A 26,665-nucleotide genomic window follows, 5' to 3' on the forward strand; every position below is an offset into this window, starting at 1 on the left:
AGATCGTGGGCATCAGGTGCCGATGTATAAGAGTCGCCTCCACCGACATGGACGCTCTCCGAGCAGACGCCGCGAAGTTCGTGTTCAGTTTCGACGTGGACCACTTCGACGGCGACCCGGCAATGGACAAGGCCATTGGTATCGAGAAGACGTGGCACGCCCTGAGCCATCTCCTGGAGAAATCCTCGGGCCCCTCAGCGGACATCTTCTTCGCCGGAGTCCCGCTCACCGAAGACTTCGACTACGGCCCCCCTTTCTTCCTGGACCCGGACCTGGTGCGATCAACGGCCGCCCTGCTGAACCGAATCCCGTCCAGCACCCTTCTGGCGCACTACGACGCCCAGGAATTACAAGAGGCCGACATCTACCCCGGCGTCTGGCGCCCCGCCGACGAAGAGTTCACCCTGCGATGGCTCAGCGGCCACTACGAAAAGCTAGTGACCTTCTGCAACACCGCCGCGGCCTCCGGCGACGCCCTCCTCCTGGCCCTCACATGACCGAACCGCCCGCGAGCGCCCGATTCGAGCTCGCCACCGAACTAGCCGCCGCAACGCGCGACAGGCACAGCGCATGGGAGTTCATCCGCCGGTTCGCCGACACATGGGCAGAACCGTTGCGTGATTGCGACGGCTACGGCATCGCGGACGTGCACGCCGCCGAAGAGCGGCTGGGCTTCACACTTCCCGCCGCGCTGCGCGAGGCGTACACGCTGTTCGGCAAACGCGCCGACCTCTGCGGCACGATGAACTTTTTGAAGGCCCCGGATCAGCTCGCCGTTTTCGAGGACCTGCTGCTGTACCACCACGAGAACCAGGGAGCCTGGGAGCGTTACATCCGCCCGGCGGATCTGCACATGGACGATCCACCCACCGTGCAGTCGTGCGACTGGGGCCACGGGCAGCACGCATGCGCAGAACGCCTTTCGATCGCTCTGGTCGAGATGGTGCTCACCGAGTCGCTCTACGCAGACGACACGCTCACCGTGTACGGCGAGTTGCTTGAGACGGAGATTGCGGAGGTGTACCACCGATACACCCCGCTGCCCCTCCCTCCACTCCCCCTCGAGCCCCTGGAGTGCATCCCCACGGGAGGCCGCTGGTACGCGGGCGAGAATGTGATCCTCAATCTCACGACGTTCCATATGCCCGATGAATACGAGCATAGGAGAGGGCCTTGGGGCCGACCGTGGAGCCGGGGCCATCTCAACATCCGCGCCCGGACCCCCGATGCCGCCCAAGCACTGCAGCGTGACCTGCCGCGAGAATGGTTCAACTGGAGATGGCACAAGCCAGAGGACCCATACCCCCCGAAGCCGTGAAGTCCCGGCGCTGCTCAAGGAGGCTTGGGGGCGGACGAGTCGGCCTGTAAGCCGGGTTCTGTGCCCGCCGTCCCTCGCGGGGCGGCGGGTGACGGCCATCCATCTCGGGCCGCCGTTGCCGGCGGCCTCCAGCGGTCTACCCGCAGGCTCGGGCGGGCCGCCCTCGGGCACCTGCGCGGGGCCTCTTGCGGGGCCCCTTCTTGACCTTGCTCCGGGTGGGGTTTACCGAGCCGCCCACGTCACCGTGGGCGCTGGTGAGCTCTTACCTCACCGTTTCACCCTTACCACCGGCGGACCGGTGGCGGTTTGCTTTCTGTGGCACTGTCCCGCGGGTCACCCCGGGTCGGCGTTACCGACCACCCTGCCCTGTGGAGCCCGGACTTTCCTCGACGGGGATCGCTCCCCGACGCGGCCGTCCGGCCGGCTCGTCCGCCGTACGTAAGAGGTTAGCGGGTCGGGCGGGCCCCTTGTTCCCCGGCTCAGGGCAGGTTGGTGAGGGCCTCGTCCAGGCGGGATTTGTCAAGAGGGAAGGTGGTGCACGTCGTTGAACGTGCGCAGTGTCGCGGGCCCGTCGGGGTACCAGTCGATGGACGACAGCGCGGCCACGTCCAGGTGCATCCGGTAGAGGGACGACATGGGCGCGCCCAGGGCGTCCTTCACGAGGAGCTTGATGGGCGTGACGTGCGAGACCACCAGGACGGTCTGCTCGCGGTAGCGGACCTTGAGCTTGTCCAGGGCGGTCCGGACGCGGCGGGACACCTGGGCGAAGCTCTCCCCGCCCGGCGGCGCCGCCTCGGGGTCGGCCAGCCACGCCTTCATCTCGGCGGGCCACCCCTTGCCCGCCTCGGCGAACGTGAGGCCCTCCCACTCGCCGAAGTCGGTCTCCCGGAAGCCGTCCTCGACGCGGACGTCCAGCCCGGTGACGGCGGCGGCCTCGGCGGCCGTGTCGCGGCAGCGGGCCAGGGGGGAGGTGACGATCGCGTCGAGGCCGCGGTCCTTGAGCGCGAGCGCGGCGGCGCGGGCCTGCGCGAGGCCGTTCGGGGTGAGCGGGACGTCGCCGATCCCGGCGAAGCGCTTCTCGATCGACAGCGGCGTCTCGCCGTGCCGGAGCAGGACCGTGGTCATCGGGGCGGACGAGGGCGGACGCGGCGGCGGCTCCGGCTCCCTCGGCGCCTCCTCGACCTTGCGGGTCCAGTGCTCGCCGCGGGCGGCGGCGTCCATGGCCTCGTTCGCCAGCCGGTCGGCGTGCGCGTTCCGGTTGCGCGGGATCCAGCCGTAGGAGACCGACCCGAGGCCCCCGGCCAGCTCCTTCGCGCGCAGCGCCAGCGGGATCATGTCCGGGTGCTTGATCTTCCAGCGGCCGGACATCTGCTCCACGACGAGCTTGGAGTCCATCCGGACCTCGACGCGGGCGGACGGGTCGAGGTCCGCCGCCGCCGTCAGCCCGGCGATCAGGCCCCGGTACTCGGCGACGTTGTTGGTGGCGTGCCCGATCGACTCGGCCACCTCGGCGAGGACCTCGCCGGTCAGCGCGTCCCGGACGAGGGCCCCGTACCCGGCGGGCCCCGGGTTGCCGCGCGAGCCCCCGTCCGCCTCGACGATCAGCTTGCGTGCGCTCGCGCCCCTGTGGGGGGACGACCCCCCACGCCCCCCGGCAACTGCGCTCACAGGCCCGACTCTGGCGTGCGGATCAGGATGCGGCGGCACTCCTCGCAGCGGACGACCTCGTCCTCCGCCGCGGCCCTGATGTTGTTCAGGTCGACGGTGTTCAGCGCCAGGTGGCAGCCCTGGCACGCGCCGCGGAACAGCTTGGCCGCGCCCACGCCGCCGAACTGGCCGCGCAGCTTCTCGTAGAGGGCGAGCAGGTCGTCCGGGACGTCCTTGGCGACGGCGGTGCGCGCGGTGCTGGTCGTCCCCGACTCCTCGTCGATCTCCCGCTGCGCGGTGTCGCGGCGCTCGGTGAGCCCGGTCAGCTCCTCCTGCGCGGCGGACCGGTCGGCGCGGAGCGCGGCGACGCGCCCCTCGGCCTCCTCCGTCCGCTCCATGATCTCCAGCACGACCTCCTCCAGGTCGGACTGGCGGCGCTGCAGCGACTCGATCTCCGCCTGCAGGCTGCTGAGGTCCTTCGCGGACGTCACCTGGCCGGAGTCGAGCCGCTTCTGGTCGCGGTCGGCGCGGGTGCGGACCTGGTCGACGTCCTGCTCGGCCTTCTTCTGCTCCCGCTGCAGGTCGCCGACCTCGGTCTCGGCCGCGACGATCTCGTCGCGCAGCTCGGTCAGTCGCCCCTCCAGCCGCTCGATCTCCGCCAGCTCGGGCAGCGTCCGGCGGCGGTGCGCCAGCCGGTCCAGCGAGCTGTCGAGCTCCTGCAGGTCGAGCAGTCGAAGCTGGGCTTGCGGTGCGGCTTTCACAGTGCTCCTTCTTCGTGAAGGCGCCACGCGTCGGTGACGAGCGTGGACACCCTGGTCTCCAACTTGCCCGCTTCGGGGGAGGACGCGGCGAGCCGGCGTTCGGCGTCGGCCAGCCACGGCCATTCGGTCGCCCAGTGCGCGGCGTCCACCAGGGCGGGCCCGCCGTGCTCGGCGAACTCCGACGCGGGGTGGTGCCGCAGGTCGGCGGTGAGGTAGGCGTCGACACCGGCGGCGCGCGCGGTGCCGAGGAGGGAGTCGCCGGAGCCGCCGCAGACGGCGACGGTGCGCACGACCGCGTCCGGGTCGCCGGCCGCGCGGACGCCCCAGGCGGTGGACGGCAGGCCGACGGCGGCGCGCCGGGTGAACTCCCGCAGCGTGACGGGCTCGGCCAGCTCTCCGATCCGGCCGAGGCCGCGGCGCGGGTCGTCGTCGGCGGGGACCATCGGGCGCAGCCCGCCGGTCAGGCCCACGGCCCGCGCCAGCGCGTCCGAGACGCCGGGATCGGCCCGGTCGGCGTTGGTGTGCGCGGTGTACAGCGCGAGCCCACTGGTGATCATCCGGTGGATCAGCCGGCCCTTGGGGGTGGTGGCGGCGACGGAGTGCACGCCGCGCAGCAGCAGCGGGTGGTGCGTGACCACCAGGTCGGCGTCCCACTCCAGCGCCTCGTCGATCACGGCGGCGACGGGGTCGACGGCGAACAGGACCCGGCCGACCTCCTGATCGGGGTCTCCGCAGACCAGTCCGACGGCGTCCCAGGACTCCGCCCACGCGGGCGGGTAAAGCTCCTCCAGAACCGTGATGACATGGGATAGGCGCACGTCCCGCAGGCTACCGCGCCCAGCCGCTCCCAACGAGCCACCGAGCGTCACCGCGGGGCGGCGCGGTCTGTAACGATATGGACGGGACAGTGCACGAGGGAAGGGAGAACGCCATGTCGGACGCCGGCGCCGCGGGACCGGAGCCCACTGCGGAACGCCCGTACATGCCCGGCTACGGCATCCAGGGGCCGGACGAGGGAAGCGGCCTGCTGCCGTGGTCGTGGGCCGTGGAGCGGCTGCGCGCCGCGCGCAACTTCTGGGTGTGCACGGTCCGGCCGGACGGACGCCCCCACGCGATGCCCGTCTGGGGCGCCTGGTCGGGCGAGGCCCTGCTGTTCAGCAGCGCCGTCCCGTCCCGCAAGATGGTCAACCTGCGGGCGAACCCGCAGGTCGTGGTGACCACCGAGGAGGCCGAGAACCCCGTCGTCATCGAGGGCCGCGCCGAGATCCTCACCGAGCAGAAGGACCTCCAGCGGTTCATCGACCTGGTCAACTCCAAGTACGCGACCCGCTATCGTGTCGATTTCCTGGACCCCGAGGTGAACGCCACCGTCGCGGTGCGCCCACAATCGGTGTTCGGGCTCCGCCAGGGAGACTTCACCGGTTCTCCCACCCGGTGGTCGTTCGGAACCTGACCGTCCGCCGTGATCAACCTGGAGACTCATCGCGTTGGAGTCTGTTTGACTGCCTCCCCTCCCTGGCGGGAGGGGATTCCTACGGCTCGCGCCGTGGGTGTTTCTGCTTCGCGGCCGACTGCGGAAGGGAGTGCCCTTGCCGTCTGACGTCAGCTCCACAGACATCACCGGAGGTGCCGCCTCCGGCTACGGCTCGACCAGCCGCAAGGATGTTCTTGGCCTTGCGGCGGTTGACGCTGCCGGGCTGCTTGCGGGCCATGCGCCGCTGGGACCGGGCCAGGTTCGCCGCCTTGCGCTTCACATGGCGCGGGTTGGCGATGCGCTCCCCGTCCGACGTCACCGCGAAATACTTGACGCCCAGATCGATGCCGATCTGGTGCCCGGTCTGCGGCGCGTGCTTTGGGGCGTGGGTGTCGACGGCGAAGGTGACGTACCAGCGCCCGTCCGGCTCCCGCGAGATCACCACCATCGTGGGGTCCAGCGTGGCCGGGTCCACGTCCTGGAACGACCACACGAGCACGAGCGGCGCGGCCGTCTTCGCCATCCACAACTGCCCGTCCTTCATGCGGAATGCCGAGCGGGTGTAGTGCGCCGCCTGTCGGCCGGTGCGGGTCTTGAACCGCGGGTAGCGGGCGCGTCCGGCGAAGAAGCCGGCGAACGCTGCGTGCTGATGCCGCAGCGCCTGCCGCAGCGGGACCGAGGACACCTCGCTCAGGAACGCCAGTTCCTCGGTCTTCTTCCATGCGGTCAGCGCGGCGTCAGTCTGCTTGTAGGAGGTAGGTTCGCCGTCGGCGTGCCAGGCGCGGTGGCGTTCGGCGAGCGTCTTGTTCCACACCAGGCGCACGCACCCGAACGTACGGCTGAAGACGGCCGCCTGCTCGGCATCGGGATAGGCCCGGCACTTGTACGCCGTCCGCATGACCGGCACCTTACACACTCGCCAGGTGCGCGTAAGGGAATTCGGATGTCCGTGGACTCGTTTCTCACAGCACGAACTCCTCACCCACCTGAGGGCCGGGGAATCCTTCGGAGGACTAGGTGAAATCACCCTTTCGGCGCCGCAAGCGCGTCAAGGGCCGTCCCATGGGCAACCGCCCCGAGGCGGCCGAGCCGGAGACAGTCGAATGGCCCCGCGAGGGGACGGGCAAGTCGTCCCTGATGGGGGCCATCCGCGGCGACGGCGAGACCGGCGCCGGCTTCGGCGGCGGCATGTTCGAGGACCTCGCCGCGGCGTTCGAGGGCTCCAAGAAGGTCAAGATGGAGGAGCAGGAGCGCCAGAAGGTCATGCGGCAGGACGACCACGAGCAGACCGGTTCCGGCCGCACCCGCGACGACCTCGACTCCGGCAAGATCCGTATTCGGCGCACCCCGCCGGACGAATAGGGCACGTCCACACTCGAACACGAGTTCGAACACGGGTTATCCTGCCCTCGTGAGCACCTACGTCCCGCCCGGCTGGCCCTCGCAGGTGCATCCACCGGGCACCGACCGATTCGAGGACACCGCCCTCGGCTGGCTGCTCGAGCTCGTCCCGCCCGAGTACCGCCGCTACGGCGTGCTGCGCCGCTACCCGATCACCCTCGCCCGGATGGCCCGCCAGCACGTCGCCGCGTCCGTCGAGGCGGCCCGCGAGGGCTTCCGCACCGCCCGCGTCGACCTCGGCGACCTCGTCCCGCCGCACGGCGTCGAGTCCGTGCTGGACGCCTACCGCCGCGAGGGCGCCCGCCTCGTCGCCGTCCTGCGCGCCGTGGAACTCGTCGAGACGGCCCTGCGCGGCCTCGCCGAGCCCGACGACCCGGCCCACCGCCGCCCCTTCACCCCCAAGCTGTGACGATCCCGTTGACTCCCTGTCGCGGGGTGCGCAAGCCTTTGCTCTGTTCCTGACGGGGAGGCGGGTTTCCGGTGAGCACACCACCTGGGTGGTACCCAGATCCAGAGTGGATGGGCCGCGAACGCTACTGGGACGGACAAACCTGGACCACCCAGTCACGCCGCTACGAACGCACCCGCCGCCACCAGCGCCCACCCACCCCCGCACCGAGGCCATCAGAACCCCCCGCGCCGCAACAGGCCACACCCCCTGCGCCCCCACTTGCACCTCCACAGCCACCGGCGCCGCGTCCCGCCGACCAAACGGCACCCCACAGCGGCCAGGACGTCCAACAGGCGCCCCGGCCCGCACCGCCCACCCCAAGCACACCGCCGCAGCCGCCCAGATCGTGGCCGCCCCCCGCACAGCCTCCCGGCGCTCCCACGCGCCGAGACGGTGGACCGATCCCAGCAGGCTCCACCCCACCACCGGTCAACACGACGGCAGAGCCACAGCGCTCCCCCACCGCGAAGCCGCCGGCCGCACCCCACCACAGCGGGCCACCACCGGGCGCCGGGCCCGTCGCCGCACGACCGCCCTACCAGGGTGAGCAGGCCGCGGCAGGAGCGCATCCAGTTGCTCCCGCACACCACCACAGCGGGCCGTCGCACGTCGCTGTGCCGCCGCCTGGTGCGGTTTATCGGGGTGGGGAGGCGTCCGCGGGGGCGGTTGTGCCGGGTCCTGGTGGGGCGGCGCTGGAGGACGGGCCGGGCTTGGTGGACGCGGCGGGCGGCGGGCAGCAGGGGTGGCACGTTCCCGAGGCTCGGCGTTATCTGCCGCCTGGGCGGGAGCCCGCCGGGCGAGGTGGGGTGCCGGTTGCGGCGGTCGTGGGGGTTGAGGGGGTTCTCGTCGCGGGGGTCGCGTTCGGGGTGCAGTTGGTGTGGCCGGTGTGGGGGGCGGTCGTGGTCGTCGCCGTGTGGGGGCTGGTGCTGCTGGCGCCGCTCGGGGCGGGGCGCGTGCACGGGTACCGGGAGCCGCGCCGGGACGAGCGGGTGGAGCAGGCGTGGCGGGACGTCCAGCGGCGGGCCGGGGTGGGCGGGTACCGGGTGGTGGTCGTCGAGTCGGACGGGTTGAACGCCTGCGTGCCGTTCGGGCGGACGGTGGCGGTGACGTCGGCGTCGGCGCGTTCGCTGCCGCCGGGGCGGCTGGAGGCCGTGCTGGCTCATGAGCTGGGGCATCTGCTGGGGTGGCGGGCGGTTCCGGCGTTCGTGCACGCGCAGGTCACGATGCCGAGCCGGGCGCTGCTGTGGACGCTGCGCAAGGTGTGGGCGCCGGTCGCGCCGATGTGGAAGCGGGCCGTGGCGTGGCATCGGCCGATCGGTTTCGTGCTGGTGCTCCTGCTGGGGGCGCTGGCCACGGCGGTCACGGTGGTGGTGGCGCTGCCGGCGGGTGTCGCGTATGCCGCGGCGCTGGGGGCGCGGGTCTTGGGCGCGCGCGGGGAGGCCCGGGCGGACGCGGTGGCGGTGCGGCTCGGGTTCGGCGCCGAGCTGGTCGCGGTGGTGGAGGAGCGCATCGAGAGCGCCCCGGACGGGCTGCCGCTCCCCCTCGTCCGGCGGGCGCAGGGGTTGCGGCGGCGGCTCGGCTGATCAGGCCCGGCCGCCGAAGAGGGGCGGCGGCCCCTGGTCGCGGCCCGGCGGCGGGCCGCCGGGCGCGCGTGGGCCCGTGCCGGGCGGGGGGCCGGGGTCGGAGGCGAGGGGTGCGCGCGGGGGCGGGGGTGCCGGGGGTGTCGCCCACTGCGGGGGCGGGGCGGCCCACTGCGGGGGCTGCCGGGTCAGGGCGGCGGGGCCGGGGATGGCGCGCGGGACGGGCGGGTCCGGGAGAGGGCCGGTGGTGACGCGGTCCAGCGTGATGATCGCCGGGTCGCACTCGACCGGGGTGACCGTGCGTCCCCCGCCGGGCGCCGACTGGACGAGCAGCAGCGCGTGGTCCGGGAGGTGCTGGAGGGTGACGGGCTCGACGACGTACTCGTAGACGCGCTGGCTGGTGTCGGCGTCGCTCCAGTTGGTGCCCTCGGCGTAGGAGGAGGCGGCCGACCAGTTCCGCGTGGTGGCGACGGCGGTCCCCTCGGTGTCGCTGCGGCTGTCGGCGCCGCCCCGGTTCCGGCCGCGCTGGCTGGAGGTGGAGCGGTCGGGGAACAGCCCGAACATCTCGCCGCCCGAATGGGCGACGCCGGCGGAACTGCTCGTCCCCCAGGTGCGGGACGAGCCGGTCGTGCGGCTGGTGCTGCGGGTCTCCGAGTCGCCCTCGCCGCGGGTGTCGGTGGACGTGTGCGACTCGTTCCCGCCGACGTTCTTGGTGATCTGCGACAGGACGAACCGGTGGTCGCGGCCGATGAAGTCGGCGGCGCGGGCGGCGTCCTCGTGGTTGCCGAGGCGCATGAACGCGACGGCGCCGCCGCCGATCAGCTCGGCGGACGTCTCGCGCAGCCGCCGGAACAGCAGGGTCAGCGGGACGCCGCGCCGTTCGCAGGCGTCCGAGAGCCGCTCCAGGTGGCGGCGGGCGAGTTCGTCGGCGCCGACGACCACGAGGGCGGGCGTCGCCTCCCAGGACGCGGTGATCCGGTGCGTGACCCACTGGACGATGAGGTCGGTGAGCAGCTCGGACCGGACGTTGCGGGCCTGGCTGTCCAGCGCGATGCAGGTCAGGTAGCCCGGACCCGTGCCGGTCGGCTCCGTGCCGAGGTCTTCCAGGGGGTGGATGTACGACTCGATCCGCGACAGGTTCGCGTGGGCTTGGCGGCGGTACTCCACGGTGAACAGCTCGGTGCCGATGCGCCGCCGCTCGTCGCGGGTCAGGGCGTCGCCGTCGTCGGGCTCGCCCATCAGGACGCGGAGCGCCGCGGCGATCCGGGCGAGGGTGATGTCGCCGCCGAGGGCGCCGCACACCTTGGTGAGGATGCGGTCGTCCATGCTGCGTTCGGCGCGGGCGGCGTCGGGGCCGCCGCCGTGCATGGACTCCACGATCGCATCGACGAGTTCCTGCGGCGACATGTCGGTGAGCAGGGTGGAGGAGGCTTGGTGGCTGGGCAGCAGCTGCTCGTCCACCCTCATCCAGGCAGATCGGGACAGTTCGACCAGTTCGCGGCTGACGACCTCCCGGGACAGGTCGAGCACCAGCAGCGGCTGGACGGCGAGGGTGGACGTCCCATAGGTGGTGAGCAGCGCCTCCCATGCCCACAGCGTCCCGCCGAACACGTCCAGGCGGCGGCCGGGGCGTGGTGCGGCGCCCCACTCGGGCAGTTCGTCGAGCCGCGCGCGCTCTGCGGCTTCGTGGGCCTGCTTGCGCGCCTGCCAGTTCCGCGCCTGCTCGTGGTAGCCGCCGGTGATCTGCTTCTGCGCCAGTTCGTAGGCCCTGCGCGCGCCCTCCCGTTGCTGGATCGCCCACCGGGTCAGCACCACGCCGGGCGTCACCGCGATGACGGCGAGCAGCAGCAAGGCGACGGTGAAGCTGGTGGACAGACCGGCGGCGATGGCAGCGAAAAGGACCAGAACGGCCGCGACGGCTGCGCTGGCCGGGAGCGTCCGGCTCACTCTGCGCTGGGCGGCGGCCTCGGTCTCGGCGACGCGCCGCGCCAGGTAGTCCGGCAGCGCCTGCTGTTGCGGCGGCGGATCGGGGAACGGGGTGAGGAACCACCAGCGGTCCCGGAACACCCATCCGATGCGGGGGTCGGGGCTGAACAGCCGCTCGCGGCGCGACAGCGGCCCCCCGTGATCGACCGGTTCGCCCCTCACGACGCTGTACCCCCGCTCTGCTCTCGGGTGCCGACTCGGCCGTCGCGCCTCCGGGCCGGACGCGGGGAGCGCGGTGCGCCCGGTGGGCCCGTTGAGCGTGGTGAGCACGGCGATGCCGCGAACAACCCAAGCAGATTGACACGGAACTTGTCAGGCCCTCCGTCGCAAACCGGCCTTCACAACGACACTCTTGCTCAATACCCTGACTGCCCATGGCGGGGGCGGCGGAGATCTGGGACGTGGTGCGTGGCCTGCCGGTGTGCAGGCTGCTCGAGGTCCCGCGTCCGGACCGGGCGGACGGCCGGGACGAGTGGCGCGACCAGCGGCTCGCGGCGCTGGTGTCGGCGTATCACGCGGGCGGCGAGCCGGTGCTCGTCGGCTGGCGGCGGGCGGCGGCGTTCGGGCCCACGGAGGTGCTGGTCGGCGGGTCCGGGCTCGTCGCCGACCGGGACGGGAGCGCGGCGACGCTGAGCCTGCCGGCGGGCGGGCGCGGCGTGCTGCTCCCCGACGGGGTCGCCGCCGCCGCGATGCCGCACTGGGTCGGCATCGGCGGCATCGCGGACGGCCTGCTCGCCGACGACCCGGCCCGCGAGGAGCCCGCCAGGCCGTCCCTGGAGGACGGTCTGCTCTCGGTGTGGACGCAGCCGTTCGCCTGGCTGCTGGTGGCCGAGCCGGTGGACGCGTCCGAGGCCGCGCGCCTCGCCGACGACCTCGCCGACCGGCAGCAGCGCGCCCGGTCGATGGCGGAGCTGTCGCCGGAGGAGTCGGTGGCCGCCGTCCGGATGGAGCGGCGGCACCGGGAGCTGCGGCGGGCGGCGGCGTCGGGGCTGTGGCGCGTGCGGCTGGCGGCCGGGGCGGCGACGCCCGCGGCGGCCGCGCGGGTGGCGGCGCTGGTGTGCGCGTCGGCGGACCTGACCGGGCTGCCGTACGCGCTGGTCCCGGGCGCGGACGGGCCGTTCGAGGCGAGCACGCAGCTGGTGGCGGCGCTGGCGCGGCCGCCCGTCCGGGAGGTCGCCGGGGTCCGGTTCGTGATGCGGCCGGAGTTCGACGTGACGCCCGAGCCGGCGCCCGGGTCGGTGGGCGGGGGCGTCCCGCTGGGGCGGGTCCTGGACCGCGACCGGCGCGAGGTCGGGTCGCTGTCCCTGCCGCTGCCCAGCCTGAACCGGCACACGTTCGTGTGCGGCGCGACCGGGTCCGGCAAGTCGCAGACGATCCGGTCGCTGCTGACCGCCGCGTCGGCCGCGGGGCTGCCGTGGCTGGTGGTCGAGCCGGCGAAGGCGGAGTACCGGGCGATGGCGTCCCGGCTCGCGGCGGCGGGGGCGCCGGGCGCGGAGGTCGTCGCGATCCGGCCGGGCGACGCGGAGGCGATCGCGGCCGGGATCAACCCGCTCGAACCGGCCCTCGGCCCGGACGGGCGGCCGTTCCCGCTGCAGACGCACGCCGATCTCGTCCGGGCGCTGTTCCTCGCCGCGTTCGAGGCGGACGAGCCGTTCCCGCAGGTGCTGTCGGCGGCGCTGACCCGCTGCTACGAGCGGCTCGGCTGGGACCTCGCGCTCGGCGAGCCCGCCGTGCCGGGGACGTCGCCGCGCTACCCGACGCTCGCCGACCTGCAGTCCGTCGCCGAGCAGGTCGTCAGCGACATCGGCTACGGCCAGGAGATCACCGACAACGTGCGCGGGTTCATCCGGGTGCGGCTGTCCAGCCTGCGGCTCGGCACGACCGGGCGGTTCTTCGAGGGCGGCCATCCGATCGACTTCGACGCGCTGCTCGCCCGCAACGTCGTCTTCGAGATCGAGGACGTCGGCGACGACCGCGACAAGGCGTTCCTGATGGGCACCGTCCTGGTCCGGCTGGTGGAGCACCTGCGGCTGCGGCAGGGCGGCGGCGGTCCGGCGGGGCTGCGGCACCTGACGGTGTTCGAGGAGGCGCACCGGCTGCTGCGGCGCAGCGAGCAGGCGGGCCCGGCGGCGCACGCCGTGGAGACGTTCGCGAGCCTCCTCGCGGAGATCCGCGCGTACGGGGAGGGGCTGGTGGTGGCGGAGCAGATCCCGTCCAAGCTCGTCCCGGACGTCATCAAGAACACCGCCGTGAAGATCGTGCACCGGCTGCCCGCGCGGGACGACCGGGACGCGGTCGGCGCGACGATGAACATCACCGAGGCGCAGTCGCAGTTCCTGGTCACGCTCACGCCGGGCGAGGGCGCGGTGTTCACCGACGGCATGGACTTCCCGCACCTGGTGCGCGTCCCGGACGGCTCCCGGCTGGAGCGTCCGGACGGCCCGGCGCCGCTGGCGTCGCCGGGCGTACTGGTGACGCCCCGGAGCGGGACGTGCGGGGCCGACTGCCGCGACTCCCCCTGCACGCTGCGCGACATGCGCACGGCCCAGCGCGCCGTGGCCGAGCGTCCGGAACTGGTGCTGTGGGCGGAGCTGTCCGCAGCCGCGCATCTGACGGGCTGGGGCGCGCCGGGCCTCGACCCGGCAGTCCTGGACGGCCTCCCCCGGCGGCTCACCGACTGCGCCGTCTCCCATGCGGTGGACGCGGCCGTGGCGTCCCGTACCGCGCCCGGCGCGCTGGCCGACCACATGGTGGCGTCCCTGAACGGCGTCGCGTGCACCGAAGACGAAGCCGTGTACTTCGCTGCCCCATACCGGTGGTGCCTCGTCCTAGAAGAACTGCAGCAAGCGCACAAAATGGACCCTGGCGGTGCCCGTCACCCACTTAGCCGCGAATGGGAAGCCCGCTACAAGCGGTCCATTCCCGGTGGCACTCTCGCCGACCAACTCAGTGCCGTGTCCGCGTGGTGGGAACACGACCAGCGCGACATGGACGCGCGCGCACTCGCGCTCTGGGGCACCGGTTCGGCCATCGAGAACGCCGTAGGGGCGCTGCGGACGGACGCCGACTGGGCCGACCGCCTCCGTGAGTCGGCCTCGCGCCTGCGCAACGCGGACGGCATCGTCGGGTCGTTCGTTTCCGGCGGGTCGTTCGTTTCAGGCGAATAGAGGGCCGCTCATGCACCATGGAGCCATGGGGATTCTTGAGCAGGTCGCGCCGAACCTTATCGACGTCCTCCGCCGCGACGCCTGGTGGATGGGCTGGAACACGTTCCTCGCCTGGATCCCGGTCGGTCTGGCCTTCCTGCTCTTCCGCGGCCACCGCGTCTCCCGGTCGCCGTTCTGGTGGGCGGGGCTCGTGCTGTTCGTGCTGTTCCTGCCGAACGCGCCGTACGTCGTCACCGACCTGGTGCACCTCCGCAACGACATGCTGCTCGCCGACCGCGGCGGGCCGGTCGTCACGGCCGTCCTGCCCGTCTACGCGGTGCTCATCGGCTCGGGCTTCCTCGCGTACTACCTCTCGCTGTCCGCCGCGACGCGCCACCTCACCCGGATCGGCCTCGGCGCGTGGAACGGCCGCGTCACCATCGGCGCGCACGCGCTCTGCGCGATCGGCGTCTTCCTCGGCCGCTGGGCCCGGCTGAACAGCTGGGAACCGGTCGTGGACCCGCACGCCACCATCGAGCGGATCGTCGTCCAGCTGACCTGGACGTGGGCGCCGATCCTGATCCTGGCGGTCTTCCTGGTCACCTGGATGTGCCATTTCATGACGAAGGCCATCGCCGAAGCCTCGTTCGACGCGACGCTGAAGAGCGCCCGGCGGCTCCGGGCGACGCGCACGTCCTGACCCTCGGCCCGGGGGCTCAGGCCGCGTAGTTGCGCAGGACGCGGAGGGCGTCGGCGGCGTGCGGGCCCTCGGCCCTCAGCGCGGTCTGCTCCGGGGTGAGGCGGCGGGCTCCGACGCGGCAGAACTCGGCGGCCGGGCCCGTGATGCGGGACGGGGCGGACGCGTCGCCGAACGTCCAGTGCGTCCCGTCGGGCGCGGTGAGGTCGCAGTAGACGGGCGCGTCCGGGAGCCCTTCGACCGAGAAGGCGTAGGGCAGCGTGCGGTGGGCGAGCCACGCGATGTGCCGGATCCTGGCGGTGTCGGGGTAGGACACGCCCAGCGGGACGGCGATGTCCTGGGCGTGGGCCCAGTGCTCGGCGATCCTCGTCGTGGCGAGCGTGCGCGGGGACAGCGGCGTCCGCACCCAGGACAGGCGCGTGCCCGGCGGCTGCGCGCGCAGGAAGTCGGCGACGGCGTAGGCCGTCTTGCGCCAGCGCTCCAGCAGGTCCGCCGGCGGCATGCCGCGCTCGGCGGCGACCATGTCGGCGGCGACGCCGTCCACGGTCTTGGCGGCGTCGGGCGACAGGAAGGCGGTGGCCTCCCCGCCCGACGGGTCGCTGATCACTTCGTTGGTCTGCGCCAGATGCAGGACGACGTCGGAGACGGTCCAGCCCTCGGCATCGGACGGGCGGGCCCACTGCTCGGGGGCCAGCGCCGCCAGCATCGCGTCCAGTTGCCGGAACTCCGCGGTCAGGTCATCGAACACGTCCGCCATCCCGCCACAATAACCGAACGAAATTCGGCCCGCCCCGTCCACAGTCGGTCAGGTGAGCTTCTCCAGCCGGTCGGCCGCGGCGGCGGCGCCTCCGGCGGCGGCGAAGGTCTCGCGGGCGGCCTCGGCGGCGGCGCGGTGCGGACCGCCGTCCGCCAGCACGGCCGCGAGCGCCGCGCGCAGCTCCTCGGGACGGGCGTCCTCGAAACCGACGGTGACGCCCGCGCCGGCGGCCTCCACCCGGCTCGCGATGACGGGCTGGTCTCCCCGCACCGGCGCCACCACCAGCGGGAGGCCGTGCGCGAGCGACGCGCACACCGTCGCGTGCCCGCCGTGGCAGACGACGGCGGAGAGCCGTTCGAGGAGCTTGCCGCGCGGCACCCGCTCGCGGACGAGCACGTTCGGCGGCGGTTCGGGCACGCTGCCCGGCGCCGCCTCGACGACCGCCTGGACGTCCATGCCGCGGACGGCCTCGGCGGCGGCCCGCAGGAACCCGGTCGCGGACGGCCCGGCGATCCGTCCCAGCGAGACGAGGACGGCGGGCCGGCCGTCCAGCCACTCCCACGGGAACGCGCACGGCGCGGAGCGTCCCGGCGCGGGGCCGACGAACGCGAAGTGGTCCGGGAAGAACGAGGTGTCGCCGACGAGCGCGGAGGTGGCGAACACCAGCGTGAGGTGGTCGGAGAAGCGCAGGTCGATGAGGTCGTCGATGCCGTGGTCGAGCTGGAAGTCGCCGATGCGGTCGCGGACCTCCTCCTCGGCCTCCGGCAGCGCGGCGAGCGGGCGGGTGAACTCGGCGGGCGAGGCCGCGAGGGTCGCCCACGGGAGCTCGCGGTGCCGGGCCGCGACCGGCGCGGCCAGGACGAACTGGTCGGCGACCACCGCGTCCGGGCGGAAGCGGTCGGCGGCCTGCTCGACGCCCGGCATCATCGCATCGCCGAGCGGGACGAGGAAGTCGTCCCACAGCAGGCGGAGGGCGTCGAGGCCGCGCCGCTCCAGCCACCGGTCCCGCATCGCCGCGCAGTCGTCGCCGGCGGCGGAGAAGATCCGGGAGCCGGGCCGCAGCAGGGCCTCCAGGGTCGGGCGGTGGCCCGCCCAGGCGACCTTGTGGCCGCGGCGGCCGAGTTCGGCGGCGACCGCCGCCGCCGGGGCGATGTGGCCCGCCAGCGGCGGCATCGCGAACAGGAAGCGGCGCTCGGGTGTGCGCGCCCGCTGGATGCCCGGGTCTCCGAGGATGGACGGGACCTGGACGCGGCGGGCGCTCGCGCGGCGCTGGGTCATGCTCGGCTCTCCTCCATGTCGGGTCCGCCGGACGCGGTCGTCCAGGCGACGACGTGCCCGTCGAGTTCGCGTGTCTGCACTGTGCTGACCGTTCCGCCGGCGGCGATGAGGAGCCGTTCGGCGTCCGCGACGGTCACGACGAGTTCGGAGCCGTCCGCCGCCGCGTTCATCGACTGGAGCACCGCCTGCTTGGCGGCGCGTACCCGCGCGTTGTTCTCGTTGACGGCGAGCCCGATGCCGGCCTGGTCGCGGCCGGGCCGTACCAGGGCGACGCCCAGTTCGGCGGACGAGGCGATCGAGACGGTCAGGGGTTCCTCGAAGGGGCCGGTCACGGTCGGCCCTTCGTGCACGGTCAGTTCGGCGGGGAACAGGGGCCCGTGGCCGTTGCGCCACAGGTGGTCCCTGACGGCGTCCTTGGCGGCGATGCGTCCGAGCAGCCACGGACCCTGCGCGACCGGCGGGAGGGCGTCGTACTCGGCGCGCTCCACCGCGCCGAGGTACTGGCGCATGAGGAGGTCGCGGGACGCGGTGCCGTCCCAGCGTTTGCGTGCCACGGTCCAGCCGCCCGGTTGGGGCTCCCCCGTCCCCGACACCTCCGGGGTGAACTTCATCCGCCAGAGGGCTTCGTCGGTGTAGAAGCGGTGGGTGGTCCATCCGTCGATGCGTGCCCACACCGTGCCGTTCTCGTGGAGCATCTCCGCCGAGCAGCGCATCGTCGTGTCGGTGAGGGACTGGTTCCAGATGGTCGTCTCCAGGCGTTCCCCAGGGGACGGCAGGGGCCCGTACAGCAGGACCCGTTCGATCCCCACCGGGAACACCGTCTGGTTGGTGTCGCCGTACACCTGGATCCAGTGGGCGCAGAGCTGCCCGGCGCTGTCCAGGAGCGCACCCGGCGTGGGCAGTGCGGTCAGGACGGCGTGCACACCGTCCTCTGCCAGAGCCGTGATCTCGCTGATGCCGCGGTAGTGCGGGCCCTGGAACATCCAGCGTTCCTCGTACAGCCGCTCGGCGGTGACGATGGGCGGCCCCTCGATGGTGAGCGGCGTGCGGTCCGGGACGGGCGGCAGCGGGTAGTGCTCGGCGAGCAGGACCGTCCCGTCCGCGTAGCCGGGGATGTCGACCTTCACCCTGCGCACGCGGTCGCCGTCGTCGACGAGGTAGGCGCGGATGTCGGCCGTCGTCGGCGGCGCGGCGACGACCCACCGGATGGAGCGGACGTTCTCGAACCCGACGACGACCATGTCGGGCAGCAGCTCGCGCGCGGCACCCGCCATCGCCTCCGCCAGCGTCGCCAGCGGGACGACGGGCAGCCGGTCCGACATCTCCGGCCAGCCGGGCGCCTGCGCGACCAGGCAGTGGTCGGCCAGGAACGGCATCGCCTCGACGGAGAAGACCCGGGAGACGCTCAGCTCGGCGCCCGCCGGGGACGCCTCGCCCGACGCGACCGGCGACGACGGTCCGGCGCCGAGCGCCTCCAGGACCGACTGCGCCCCGGTCGCCGCGTCGTTGAGCAGCGCCTCCAGCTCCGCCAGCACGGGGTCGTCGGCCGGGAGCGCGGGCACGCCCGGCGCCGGGCGGATCGGCTCCACCGCCCCGTCCAGCCTGACCAGCGGCGTACCGAGGTCGAGCCGCATGCCGGTGGCGGGCGCGGGCGGCGGGGACGCGCCGTAGCCCTCCGCCCACAGCGCGGCGACGACGCGGCGCAGCTGCGCCATCCCGTCCCGCTTCGGCACGTTGACGGCCATCGCCAGGTGCTCGCGGTCGCCGAGCCGGTCGGCGACGAACCCCGGCAGCCCGCCGGGCCCGACCTGGACGAACGCCCGCACGTGCGCTGTCGCGTACAGCTCCTCGATCAGCGCGCTGAACCGGACGGGTTCGCGCAGGTGCCGGACGGCGAGGTCGCGGACCTCCTCCGGCGCGCCCGGGAACGGCGCCGCCGTGCACCCCGACCACAGCGGGACGCGCGGCGCGCGGATCTCCAGGCCCTCCAGCGAATGCCGCACCTGCTTCTCCGACGCCTCCGCCAGCGGCGTGTGGAACCCCGCCCGGAACGGCAGCTCCTGCCCGAGCACGCCCTCGGACGCGAGCCGCCCGAGGACCTCGCGGACCGCCGCCTCCGGGCCGCAGACCACCGACTGGTGCGGGCAGTTGTCGTGGCTGACGAAGACCCCGGACACGGCGGCCGCGGCCTCCTCCGCCTGCGCCGCCCCGCACCCGAGCACCGCGTACACGGCGTCGGCCTCGCCGGTGCCGTCGAGGTCGCGGACGAGCGCGCCCGCGTCGCACATCCCGGCGGCGGCCATCGCCGCCCACTCGCCGAGACCGTGCCCCGCGACGACGTCCGGTTCGACGCCGAGCTCGGCGAGCGCGGCGGCCAGCAGCCGCCCGACGGCCATGGCGTCGGCGGCGCGGCCGAGCAGGTCGGCGCGGCCGGTCAGCTCGGGGGACGGGATGCCGAAGTGCTCGGCGACGTCGTCCACGCGCGGGTCGAAGGCGGGCTCGAAGCCGGGGAACAGGAACGCCAGCCGCCCGCCCTCGGCGAGCAGCGGCCGCGGGGAGAACCACACGTCGCTGCGGCCCCGCCAGGCCGTCCCGCGCTGGACGACGGCGCGCGCCAGGTCGAGCCTGCGCGGTGTCGGGCCGACGATCGCGAGCCGGCACGGCAGGTCGGGGACGTCGTCGGAGGTCCGCGCGAGGAGGTCCTCGTCGGCGACGTCCAGCGCCTCGGCCAGTTCCTCGGGGGTCCGCGCGGCGAGGCGCAGCACCGCCTCGCCGTCGCCGGGCGCGGCGACCGTCCGCCGCCGGGCCCGCCGCGGGGCGGTCGGCGGCGGCTCCTGCAGCACCAGGTGCGCGTTGACGCCGCCGAACCCGAACGCGTTCACCACGGCCCGGCGCGGCCCGCCGCGCCGCTCCCACTCGGCGGCCTCCCGGACGAGCCGGAGCCGGCCGTCCGCCAGCGCCGGATGCGGGTCGTCCGCGTGCAGCGTCGGCGGCAGCACCCCGTCGCGCAGCGCGAACGCCGCCTTGATCAGCCCGGCGATCCCGGCGGCGGGCATCGCGTGCCCGATCATCGACTTGACGGTGCCGAGGCCGATCGGCGGGCCGTCCGCGCCGAGCACGCGGCGCAGCGTCGCGAGCTCCGCCTCGTCGCCCGCCGGGGACCCGGTGCCGTGCGCCTCGACGAGCCCGACCGCGCCGGGCTCCGCCGGGTCCAGGCCCGCGTCCCGCCAGGCGCGCTCGACCGCGAGGACCTGCCCGTCCACCAGCGGGCTCATGCCCCCGGCGGCGCGGCCGTCGCTGGAGGACCCGGCGCCGAGGATGACGGCGTGGATCCGGTCGCCGTCCCGCTCGGCGTCGGGGAGCCGCTTGAGCAGCACCATCCCGGTGCCCTCGGCGAGCAGCGTCCCGTCGGCGGACCGGTCGAACGGGCGGATCGTCTCGCTCGGGCTCAGCGCGCGCAGCCGGTTGAAGACGCTCCACACGGCGGCGTGATGCGCGTGGTGGACGGCCCCGGCCAGCATCGCGTCGGCCTGCCCGCTGCGCAGCGCCCGCACGGCGTGCTCGATCGCCAGCAGCGCCGACGCGCACGCCGCGTCCAAGGTGTACGCCGGGCCGCGCAGGTCGAAGGAGGCGGCGATGCGGGACGCGGCGAGGCTCGGCACCAGCCCGGCGGACGCGTCCGGCCCGTCCGGGCCGAGCCGGTCGCAGAACGCGCGGCGGATCTCCTCCAGCCGCGGCCGCCCGAGCTCGGGCACCAGCTCGGCGAGGATCCCGGCGACCTGGTGGGACGTCCTGACCCGCTGGTCGTGCCGGACCGCGCCCGGCGCGAGGTAGCCGCCGCGCCCGACGACCACGCCGATCCGGGACCGGTCGGGCAGCCGGTCGCCGCCGCCCGCGTCCGCGATCGCGTCCCCGGCGGTGCGCAGCGCGAGCAGCTGGTCGGGCTCCATGCCCGGCACCGCCGCCGGCGCGATCCCGAACCGGGCCGGGTCGAAGGTGGCCACGTCGTCGACGAACCCGCCGCGCCGGCAGTAGAACCGGTCGCTCTCCGGGGCGCGGGCGTAGGCGTCCGGGTCGTAGTAGAGCGCGGGGTCCCAGCGGCCGGGCGGCACCTCGGTGATCGCGTCGAACCCGGCCAGCACGTTGCGCCACAGCTCCGCGGCCGACCCGGCGCCGGGGAACACCGCCCCCGCGCCGACGATCGCGATCGGCACCCGGTCCTCGCTCACCAGTCGTCCCCGGTCAGCACCACGTGCGTCTCGTCCCCGTGCGCGATCTCGCGCAGCAGCGCCGCCGCGCCGGCGTCCGGATCCAGCGGGACGCCGCACGGCTCCGCGCCGTCCACCGCCCACGGCCCGAGGGAGGCGGCGAGCACCCGCCCCCGCAGCCGCGCGCGCCACACGTGCGCGAGCGTGCCCCACGCGTCGTCCGCCGCCGCGTCCCCGGCCCGGCCGCGCTCGCCGGTCAGCCCGGCGAGGCCGCACAGGACGGCGAGGAACCCGAGGTCCGGCCGCACCGCCTGGACGAGCGCCACCGCACCGTCCACCTTCACCTGGTAGGCCCGCTCCGGCGAATCGGCCGCCCCGGTCAGCGCGGCGCCGTGGACCACACCGTCCAGGCGCCGATGGGTGAGGTAGACGTCCTCGACGACCCTCCCGAGGGCCTGCGGGTCGTCCACCGCGTGGTACCGGACGGACGCCGCAAGCTCGCGCAGGTCGCCCAGCCGCAGGTTCTCCTCCGCCGCGCCGCCGGCCAGCTCGATGTGGCAGCCGCTCGTCCGGGCCAGCTCCCGGGCCACGCACACGGTGACCTCATGCTCGGCCCCCGTCAGCAGGACGACCCCGTCCCGCCCGAGGCTCAACGCCGGGCCCTCTCCGAGCGGCTCCGCCGGCAGCAGTTCCAGCCCGTGCCGCAGACCGTTCTCGTGCCCCACCACGACCGGCGCCTCCGCGGCCAGCAGCTCCGCCATGATGCGCTGGGCGATCGCCCGCGGCGTCTCCTTGGTGTCCATGTCGACGGCCCGCACGAGCGCCTCGGGATGCTCCTCGGCGACCGTCCGGGCAAGACCGCGCAGCCCCGCACCGGGCGCCGGGTCACCGACGCCGCCGCCCCGGAACCGGTGCCCGAACGTCCCCCCGGCCCCGCTCGCGAGGACGAGCCACCGCAGCCCGCCGTCCAGGGCCCGCTGAATCCCCGCGAACCCTCCGGGCAGCACGCTCGCCGCCCCCGGCCGGAGCGCCGCCAGATGGACCAGCCCGTCGCAGGGCCCGTCGACGTCCGTCGGCGTCCGCACTTCCGCTCCGTGGCGTTCGAGCAGGTCGCCCAGTTCGAGGGCGATGCCGCAGCCGTCGTCCACCAGGAGGAACCGCCGCCCGGCGAAGACCGTCCCCGAGTCGGGCGGCGCCGGCAGCGGATCGAGATCCACGACCCGCGGCACGCTCCGCACCACCTGCCGAGCGACCCGCCCACCGGGCCGCGGCCACACCTGCGTGTCCACCCGCCGCATCCGCGGCACCCCCACATCGGCCGCCCCAGCCGCAGGCGAGGACGCAGCCGCATCCAACGGCGAAGCATCAGGCCAAGCCGACACCCCAGGCCCAGGCGGCGCCACGTCCGGCTGAGCTGAAGGCGCGGACGGCGACACAGACGCAGGCGAGGACACAACCTCATCTGGCGGCGCTGCCTCAGGCCAAGTCGACACCCCAGGCCCAGGCGGCGACGCGTCCGCCCGAGGTGTCGGCGCGGACCACGTCCCAGACGCAGGAGAGGACGCGGCGGCATCCGGCAGCGCTGCCTCAGGCCGATCCAACACTCCAGGCACAGGCGGCGACGCGTCCAGCTGAACTGAAGGCGCGGACGACGTCACAGGTGCGGGTGAGGGCGCGGGCGCATCCGGAAGCGCTGTGTTGGGGCGGGGTGGTGGTGGGGTGGTGGGGCTGCCGGATAGGGCGGCTGTGCGGACGTGTGCGCTGGTCCTGGGGCGGGCCGGTGTGTCGTCGGCCGGGGCCGGGCGGGATGCTGGGACGGGGGCCGTCAGGTGGCGCAGGACGACGTCCCTTTGGGCGGCGAGGATCTCCCGGCTCGTGCGCAGGTACTCCAGCACCGCGGAGTCGTCCCGGGCGAGGCCCGAGACGCGCCGGGGCGGGCGGAGGGCGCCCTCCGGGTGGTCGCCGTCGGCGGTGCGGACGGAGTGACCGCCGACGATCCAGCCGGGCGCGGCGGGCACGCAGGTGAGGAGGCAGGCGCCGCGGCCGGCGAACAGCGGCAGCGGGTCGACCGGGACGCCGGCGGCGGCCAGTTCGGCGAGCGCGCGCAGCAGCGTCACCAGGCCGTTCTCGCCGGGGACGGCGCAGCTCAACGCGGTGTGCGGACGGTCGCCGAGGGTGGTGCCGACGAGGTCGGCGAGGGCGCGTCCGGTCGCCACGAAGGTCCGGGCGCCCGCGTCGTACATCGCCTCGATCCGCGCGGCGGCGGGGACGGGCGGGGACGGCACCGCCGCCAGTTCGGACGGCTCCGTCTCGTAGGGGCGGCCGGTCGCGGCGGCCCAGACGGGGAACGCCGGGGAGCGCAGGTCGCGGCCGAGGAGGCCGCCGCGGGACGGGTCCGCGCCGATCTCGACCATGTCGGTGTCGTCGATGGCGCCGGCGGCGCAGAGCGCGGCGAGTTCGCCGCGGCCCTGCCCGGCGGCGAGGTCGGGGTGGACGCCGACGGCGGTCAGCAGCCGGTGGACGGCGAGTCCGGCGACGGCCGCCCCCGTGTCCCCGCCGGCGAGGCGCAGCAGGCGCTGGAGCCGGGGGAAGGCGACGGAGAGGTCGGCGGCCGCCGCCGGCGCGTCCGTGTCGTCCGCGTCGGGGAACAGGAACGCGACCTGGCCCGGCTCCCCGGCCGCGACGCGGATGCCCGGCGCCGGGCGCAGTTCCGCGGCGAGCGCGAGCTTGGCGCGCAGGTCGTCCGGTCCGGTGGCGACGAAGGCCGCCCGGACCGGGCCGTCGAGGGAGGCGGCGGTGCGGGCGAGGTCGCGCATCCGGGGCGCTCCCTCGGCCAGGCGCGCCAGCCGGTCGGCGGCGGCGCGCGCGGCGGCGTCGTCGTCACCCCGGATCAGGAACAGCTCGGCGGGCCATTCGGCGAGGCCCGACACCGGTTCGGGGGCGCCCTCGTAGCCCGCGAGGACGGCGTGGAAGTGCGCGCCGCCGAACCCGGAGCCGCTCACCCCGGCGAACCGCTCGCCGGGGCGGACCGCCCACGGCCGGGCCCCGCCGTCTCCGGGCAGCACGCCGGTGTGCAGCGCGTACGCGGTCTTGATGAGCCCGGCGAGGCCGGCGGCGCACCTGGTGTGCCCGATCTGTGCGGAGACCGACCCGAGCGCGACCTGCCCGACGGACGACCGGGCGACGCCCGCGCGCTCGTAGGCGCGGTCCATGGCCCGGCGCCGGCCGCCGGCCCCGGCGACGGACTTGACCACCGCGTAGATCCGGTCGCCGTCGCGTTCGGCGTCGGCGAGGCGCTTGAGGACGACGCACGCGACGCCCTCGCCGAGCACGACGCCGTCCCCGTCGTCCCCGGACGCGGGCAGCAGCCGGTCGAGGACGCCGTCGCGCAGGTCGGCGCCGCCGCACAGCACCATGGCGCTGGAGCCGGCGGCGAGGTCCTTGCAGGCGGCGTCGAGGGCCGCGAGGGACGTCGCCCCGATGGCGCAGGCCGTCCCGCCGAGGCCGAGGCGGCCGGCGATCCACCCGGCGACGGCGCCGGTGCGGACGCCGTCGAGGGTCTCCCCCGCCGGGCGCGGGAGCTGCTCGTCCAGTCCGGGCGGGAGTTCGCCGAGGTAGGACGGGAGGGTCGCGCGGAGCGCGTAGCCCGCGGCGAGGTCGCCGCCGCCCTCGGCTGCGAAGAACACCGAGGTCCGGGGGCGGTCGAACGGGCGGTCGGCGTAGCCGGCGTCCCGCAGCGCGCGGGCGGCGACCTCCACCGACAGCAGGTGCATCGGGTCGATGCCGCCGATCTCGCCGGGGGCGATGCCGTGGGCGTCCGCGTCGAACGGGATGTCGGGGACGAGCCCGCCCCACTTCGACGGCGTCCCGTCCCCGGCCTGCGCGGCGCCGGCGACGACGTTCGCCCAGTACCGGTCGGCGTCGGGGGCGCCGGGGAAGACGCAGCCGATGCCGATGACCGCGATGTCGGCCGGGCGCGGCGCGGCCCGGGCGGTGTCGCGCGGCCCGATGCCGAGGTCGGCGGCCCGCGCCGCCAGGAGGTCCGTCGCACCGGTCGTGACCTGTTCGTGCAGGGCGGCGATCCCGACCGGGGCGAACCGCATCGCGGCCGCCTGCCCCATCGCGTACAGGCCCTCCTCCCGCTGCCGGTCGGCGCCGACGGGGGTGTCGAGCCGCAGGCCCCGGCTGGCGAGGTGCAGCCGGCCGAGGTTCAGCTTCTCCAGGCGGCGCCGCACCTCCTGCGGCGGCGTCCCGGCCTGCTCCAGCTCGCGGCGGGTCTGCTCGAACGTCTCGATGTAGGGGGTGCGGGCGCAGCGGGCCGTCTGCCCGGGGGCGGTCTCCAGCAGGACGGTCTCCGTGCAGGCCAGCGCCACGTCGTGGTAGCCGGGCAGGATCGCGCCCGCCGCGACCGCCTCCGGCGTGAACAGGTACGCGGTGCCCATCAGGACGCGGACGTCGGCGCCGCGCTCGGCCAGCGGACCGGCGAGCGCGGCGGCCATCGCGGCGGACCGCGCGTCGTGCACGCCGCCCGCGAACATCACCGACAGCTCCGCGGCGTCGCCGCCGTCGCGGGCGAACGCCAGCAGCCGCGCCACCTGCGCGTCCCACAGCTCCAGGCTCGTGAGCGGGCCGGTCTGGCCGCCGCACTCGCTCCCAGCGAAGACGAACCGGCGCACGCCCTCGCCGAGGAGCCGGCCGAGCGGCTCGGGCGACGGGACGGGCAGGTACGCGGCGGTCCCCGCGGCCTCCAGCGCGGCGGCCTCCGCCGGGCTCCCGCCGCCGATGATCGCGTACGGGGGGCGGGCGTCGCCGATCGCGGCGAGCTGCTCGGCGCGCAGTTCCGGCGGCGCGCCCTCCAGCACGCCGGCGCCCCAGGGCCGGCCGCCGAGCCGGTCGGCGGTCTCGCGGAGCAGCGCCCGCGCCCGCGCGCCGTCCAGCGGGCCGAGCGCGAGGAACGGCAGGCCGCCGTCCTGCGCGACCGCGCCCGCGAACGCCGACACGTCGCTGACCTGCGCCATCGGCCCCTGCACGGCGACCGGTTCGGGGCGCGGCGCCAGCGGCTCGGCGCGGACGGCGGCCCGGATGTGCCGGACGATCTCCGCCCGGACGGCCTGGACCACTCCCCCGGCCGTCTTGTGCCGGCCCGCGAGCTCCACGGCCGGACGGGCGACACCGGCGGGGGCGGGGCCGGTCAGGTCCATCTCGCGGACGAGCGCGAACTGCTCGTCGAGGACGACGCCTGCCGCGCCTCCGGCGACCGCCGCGGCTGCCGCGTGCGGTCCGAGGCCGCCCCCGGCGAAGACGGGGACTCCGGCGTCGGAGTCGGCCAGCAGCCGCTGCAACAGGATGAACAGGGACGGCCCGGCGGCGTGCCCGGCGTCCCGCGCGATGACCCCGACCTGGTCGGTCAGGCCGCGGCCGACGCGGACGGCCTCGGCGGCCTCCGCCGGGTCCGCGACCTCGATCAGCAGGCGGCGGCCGCGGGCGAACCCGGCGATGTCGAGCCAGTCGTCCGACCGCAGCGCGGCGGCGCCGGTGACGACCGTGCCCGCCTCGGCCGGGACGTCGGCCGGGCGCACCCCGCACCCCGCCGGGACGCGGACGCCGAACGGGCCCGTCCACCAGCGGCGGACGTCGGCCAGCGCGGCGAGCGCGGGCGCCCGGTCGTGGCCGAGGGCCAGGACGCCCGTCCCGCCCGCGCGCGCCACGGCCACGGCGAGATGGGGTGCGGGACGGCTCGACGGGGCGACCCCGATGATCTCCACGGGTGCCCGTTCTCCCCGCGCCGCGCCGTATTCGCCCGTGTCTGACGTCATGCAGTGCCCCCCGACATGCAGTGCCCCCCGACGTCCTTCTGCCGCCACAACGGTGCGCCACATTACGGTCGGCGACAGTTCGATCACCAAGACGACACACCCGAGGGCGTGTTGATGGCGCCGCCGCAAAGGAGATTGGAACGTC

At 74.8% G+C, this 26,665-nt stretch carries 17 protein-coding genes and 1 other RNA gene; 8 read left to right on the forward strand and 10 right to left on the reverse strand.

Going from position 1 to position 26,665, the window contains the following annotated elements; all coding sequences use genetic code 11:
* Window positions 1–5 precede the first annotated feature (5 nt).
* On the forward strand, window positions 6–497 hold the full coding sequence (locus tag ACGFI1_RS36060; protein WP_392791849.1) for a YfbM family protein: 492 nt from the start codon (window positions 6–8) through the stop codon (window positions 495–497).
* On the forward strand, window positions 494–1,318 hold the full coding sequence (locus ACGFI1_RS36065; RefSeq protein WP_392791851.1) for a hypothetical protein: 825 nt from the start codon (window positions 494–496) through the stop codon (window positions 1,316–1,318). The genes ACGFI1_RS36060 and ACGFI1_RS36065 overlap by 4 nt, the downstream gene beginning before the upstream one ends.
* 31 nt (window positions 1,319–1,349) lie before the next feature.
* Here the strand turns inward: ACGFI1_RS36065 and rnpB are convergent.
* The 4 genes from rnpB to ACGFI1_RS36085 form a co-directional block, all read right to left on the reverse strand.
* Window positions 1,350–1,746, reverse strand: an RNA gene (rnpB, locus tag ACGFI1_RS36070) — RNase P RNA component class A.
* A 91-nt stretch (window positions 1,747–1,837) separates the two neighbouring features.
* A complete protein-coding gene (locus tag ACGFI1_RS36075) occupies window positions 1,838–2,986 on the reverse strand; it encodes a bifunctional RNase H/acid phosphatase (protein WP_392791853.1) in 1,149 nt (382 codons plus the stop codon).
* Window positions 2,983–3,726 carry a zinc ribbon domain-containing protein gene (locus tag ACGFI1_RS36080; protein ID WP_387071844.1) on the reverse strand — a complete coding sequence of 248 codons (744 nt, stop codon included), beginning with the start codon at window positions 3,724–3,726 and terminating at the stop codon, window positions 2,983–2,985. The genes ACGFI1_RS36075 and ACGFI1_RS36080 overlap by 4 nt, the downstream gene beginning before the upstream one ends.
* Window positions 3,723–4,544 (reverse strand): Nif3-like dinuclear metal center hexameric protein, encoded by an 822-nt coding sequence (locus ACGFI1_RS36085; RefSeq protein WP_364554318.1) that lies wholly within the window; start codon window positions 4,542–4,544, stop codon window positions 3,723–3,725. The genes ACGFI1_RS36080 and ACGFI1_RS36085 overlap by 4 nt, the downstream gene beginning before the upstream one ends.
* 113 nt (window positions 4,545–4,657) lie before the next feature.
* On the opposite strand from ACGFI1_RS36085, the gene ACGFI1_RS36090 reads away from it, so the two are divergent.
* Window positions 4,658–5,179: a pyridoxamine 5'-phosphate oxidase family protein gene (locus tag ACGFI1_RS36090; RefSeq protein ID WP_364554317.1), complete on the forward strand. Its 522-nt coding sequence runs from the start codon at window positions 4,658–4,660 to the stop codon at window positions 5,177–5,179.
* A 79-nt stretch (window positions 5,180–5,258) separates the two neighbouring features.
* Here ACGFI1_RS36090 and ACGFI1_RS36095 read toward each other — a convergent pair whose 3' ends face one another.
* The gene (locus tag ACGFI1_RS36095; RefSeq protein WP_392791856.1) at window positions 5,259–6,098 is read right to left on the reverse strand and encodes an RNA-guided endonuclease InsQ/TnpB family protein; all 840 of its coding nucleotides are present in this window, start codon (window positions 6,096–6,098) and stop codon (window positions 5,259–5,261) included.
* A 119-nt stretch (window positions 6,099–6,217) separates the two neighbouring features.
* Between ACGFI1_RS36095 and ACGFI1_RS36100 the strand changes: the two genes are divergently transcribed.
* The 3 genes from ACGFI1_RS36100 to ACGFI1_RS36110 all read left to right on the forward strand — a co-directional run bounded on the left by ACGFI1_RS36100 (window position 6,218) and on the right by ACGFI1_RS36110 (window position 8,635).
* Window positions 6,218–6,562, forward strand: coding sequence for a DUF6191 domain-containing protein (locus ACGFI1_RS36100; RefSeq protein ID WP_138641107.1), 345 nt, complete (start codon window positions 6,218–6,220; stop codon window positions 6,560–6,562).
* 49 nt (window positions 6,563–6,611) lie between these two features.
* Window positions 6,612–7,010: a hypothetical protein gene (locus tag ACGFI1_RS36105; RefSeq protein WP_301177598.1), complete on the forward strand. Its 399-nt coding sequence runs from the start codon at window positions 6,612–6,614 to the stop codon at window positions 7,008–7,010.
* Between the two features lie 848 nt (window positions 7,011–7,858).
* Window positions 7,859–8,635, forward strand: a complete 777-nt coding sequence (locus ACGFI1_RS36110; RefSeq protein WP_392791859.1) for a M48 family metalloprotease — start codon at window positions 7,859–7,861, stop codon at window positions 8,633–8,635.
* Here ACGFI1_RS36110 and ACGFI1_RS36115 read toward each other — a convergent pair whose 3' ends face one another.
* Window positions 8,636–10,780 (reverse strand): hypothetical protein, encoded by a 2,145-nt coding sequence (locus ACGFI1_RS36115; RefSeq protein WP_392791862.1) that lies wholly within the window; start codon window positions 10,778–10,780, stop codon window positions 8,636–8,638.
* 212 nt (window positions 10,781–10,992) lie between these two features.
* On the opposite strand from ACGFI1_RS36115, the gene ACGFI1_RS36120 reads away from it, so the two are divergent.
* Window positions 10,993–13,785, forward strand: a complete 2,793-nt coding sequence (locus tag ACGFI1_RS36120; RefSeq protein ID WP_392791865.1) for an ATP-binding protein — start codon at window positions 10,993–10,995, stop codon at window positions 13,783–13,785.
* A 25-nt stretch (window positions 13,786–13,810) separates the two neighbouring features.
* A complete protein-coding gene (locus tag ACGFI1_RS36125; RefSeq protein ID WP_392791868.1) occupies window positions 13,811–14,464 on the forward strand; it encodes a DUF1361 domain-containing protein in 654 nt (217 codons plus the stop codon).
* Between the two features lie 16 nt (window positions 14,465–14,480).
* Here ACGFI1_RS36125 and ACGFI1_RS36130 read toward each other — a convergent pair whose 3' ends face one another.
* From ACGFI1_RS36130 to ACGFI1_RS36145, 4 genes are read right to left on the reverse strand one after another with little or no spacing between them, the layout of a single operon-like run.
* Window positions 14,481–15,218 carry a maleylpyruvate isomerase family mycothiol-dependent enzyme gene (locus ACGFI1_RS36130; RefSeq protein WP_392791871.1) on the reverse strand — a complete coding sequence of 246 codons (738 nt, stop codon included), beginning with the start codon at window positions 15,216–15,218 and terminating at the stop codon, window positions 14,481–14,483.
* A 48-nt stretch (window positions 15,219–15,266) separates the two neighbouring features.
* Entirely contained in the window at window positions 15,267–16,496 is a 1,230-nt protein-coding gene (locus tag ACGFI1_RS36135; protein ID WP_392791874.1) for a glycosyltransferase, read from the reverse strand.
* Entirely contained in the window at window positions 16,493–20,725 is a 4,233-nt protein-coding gene (locus tag ACGFI1_RS36140) for a beta-ketoacyl synthase N-terminal-like domain-containing protein (protein WP_392791876.1), read from the reverse strand. Before ACGFI1_RS36140 ends, ACGFI1_RS36135 begins: the two co-directional genes overlap by 4 nt.
* Window positions 20,722–26,520: a beta-ketoacyl synthase N-terminal-like domain-containing protein gene (locus tag ACGFI1_RS36145; protein WP_392791879.1), complete on the reverse strand. Its 5,799-nt coding sequence runs from the start codon at window positions 26,518–26,520 to the stop codon at window positions 20,722–20,724. The genes ACGFI1_RS36140 and ACGFI1_RS36145 overlap by 4 nt, the downstream gene beginning before the upstream one ends.
* Window positions 26,521–26,665: the final 145 nt, after the last annotated feature.

It is taken from the genome of Actinomadura geliboluensis, from assembly GCF_043197915.1.
In the GTDB taxonomy this organism is placed as follows: Bacteria; Actinomycetota; Actinomycetes; order Streptosporangiales; family Streptosporangiaceae; genus Spirillospora; species Spirillospora geliboluensis.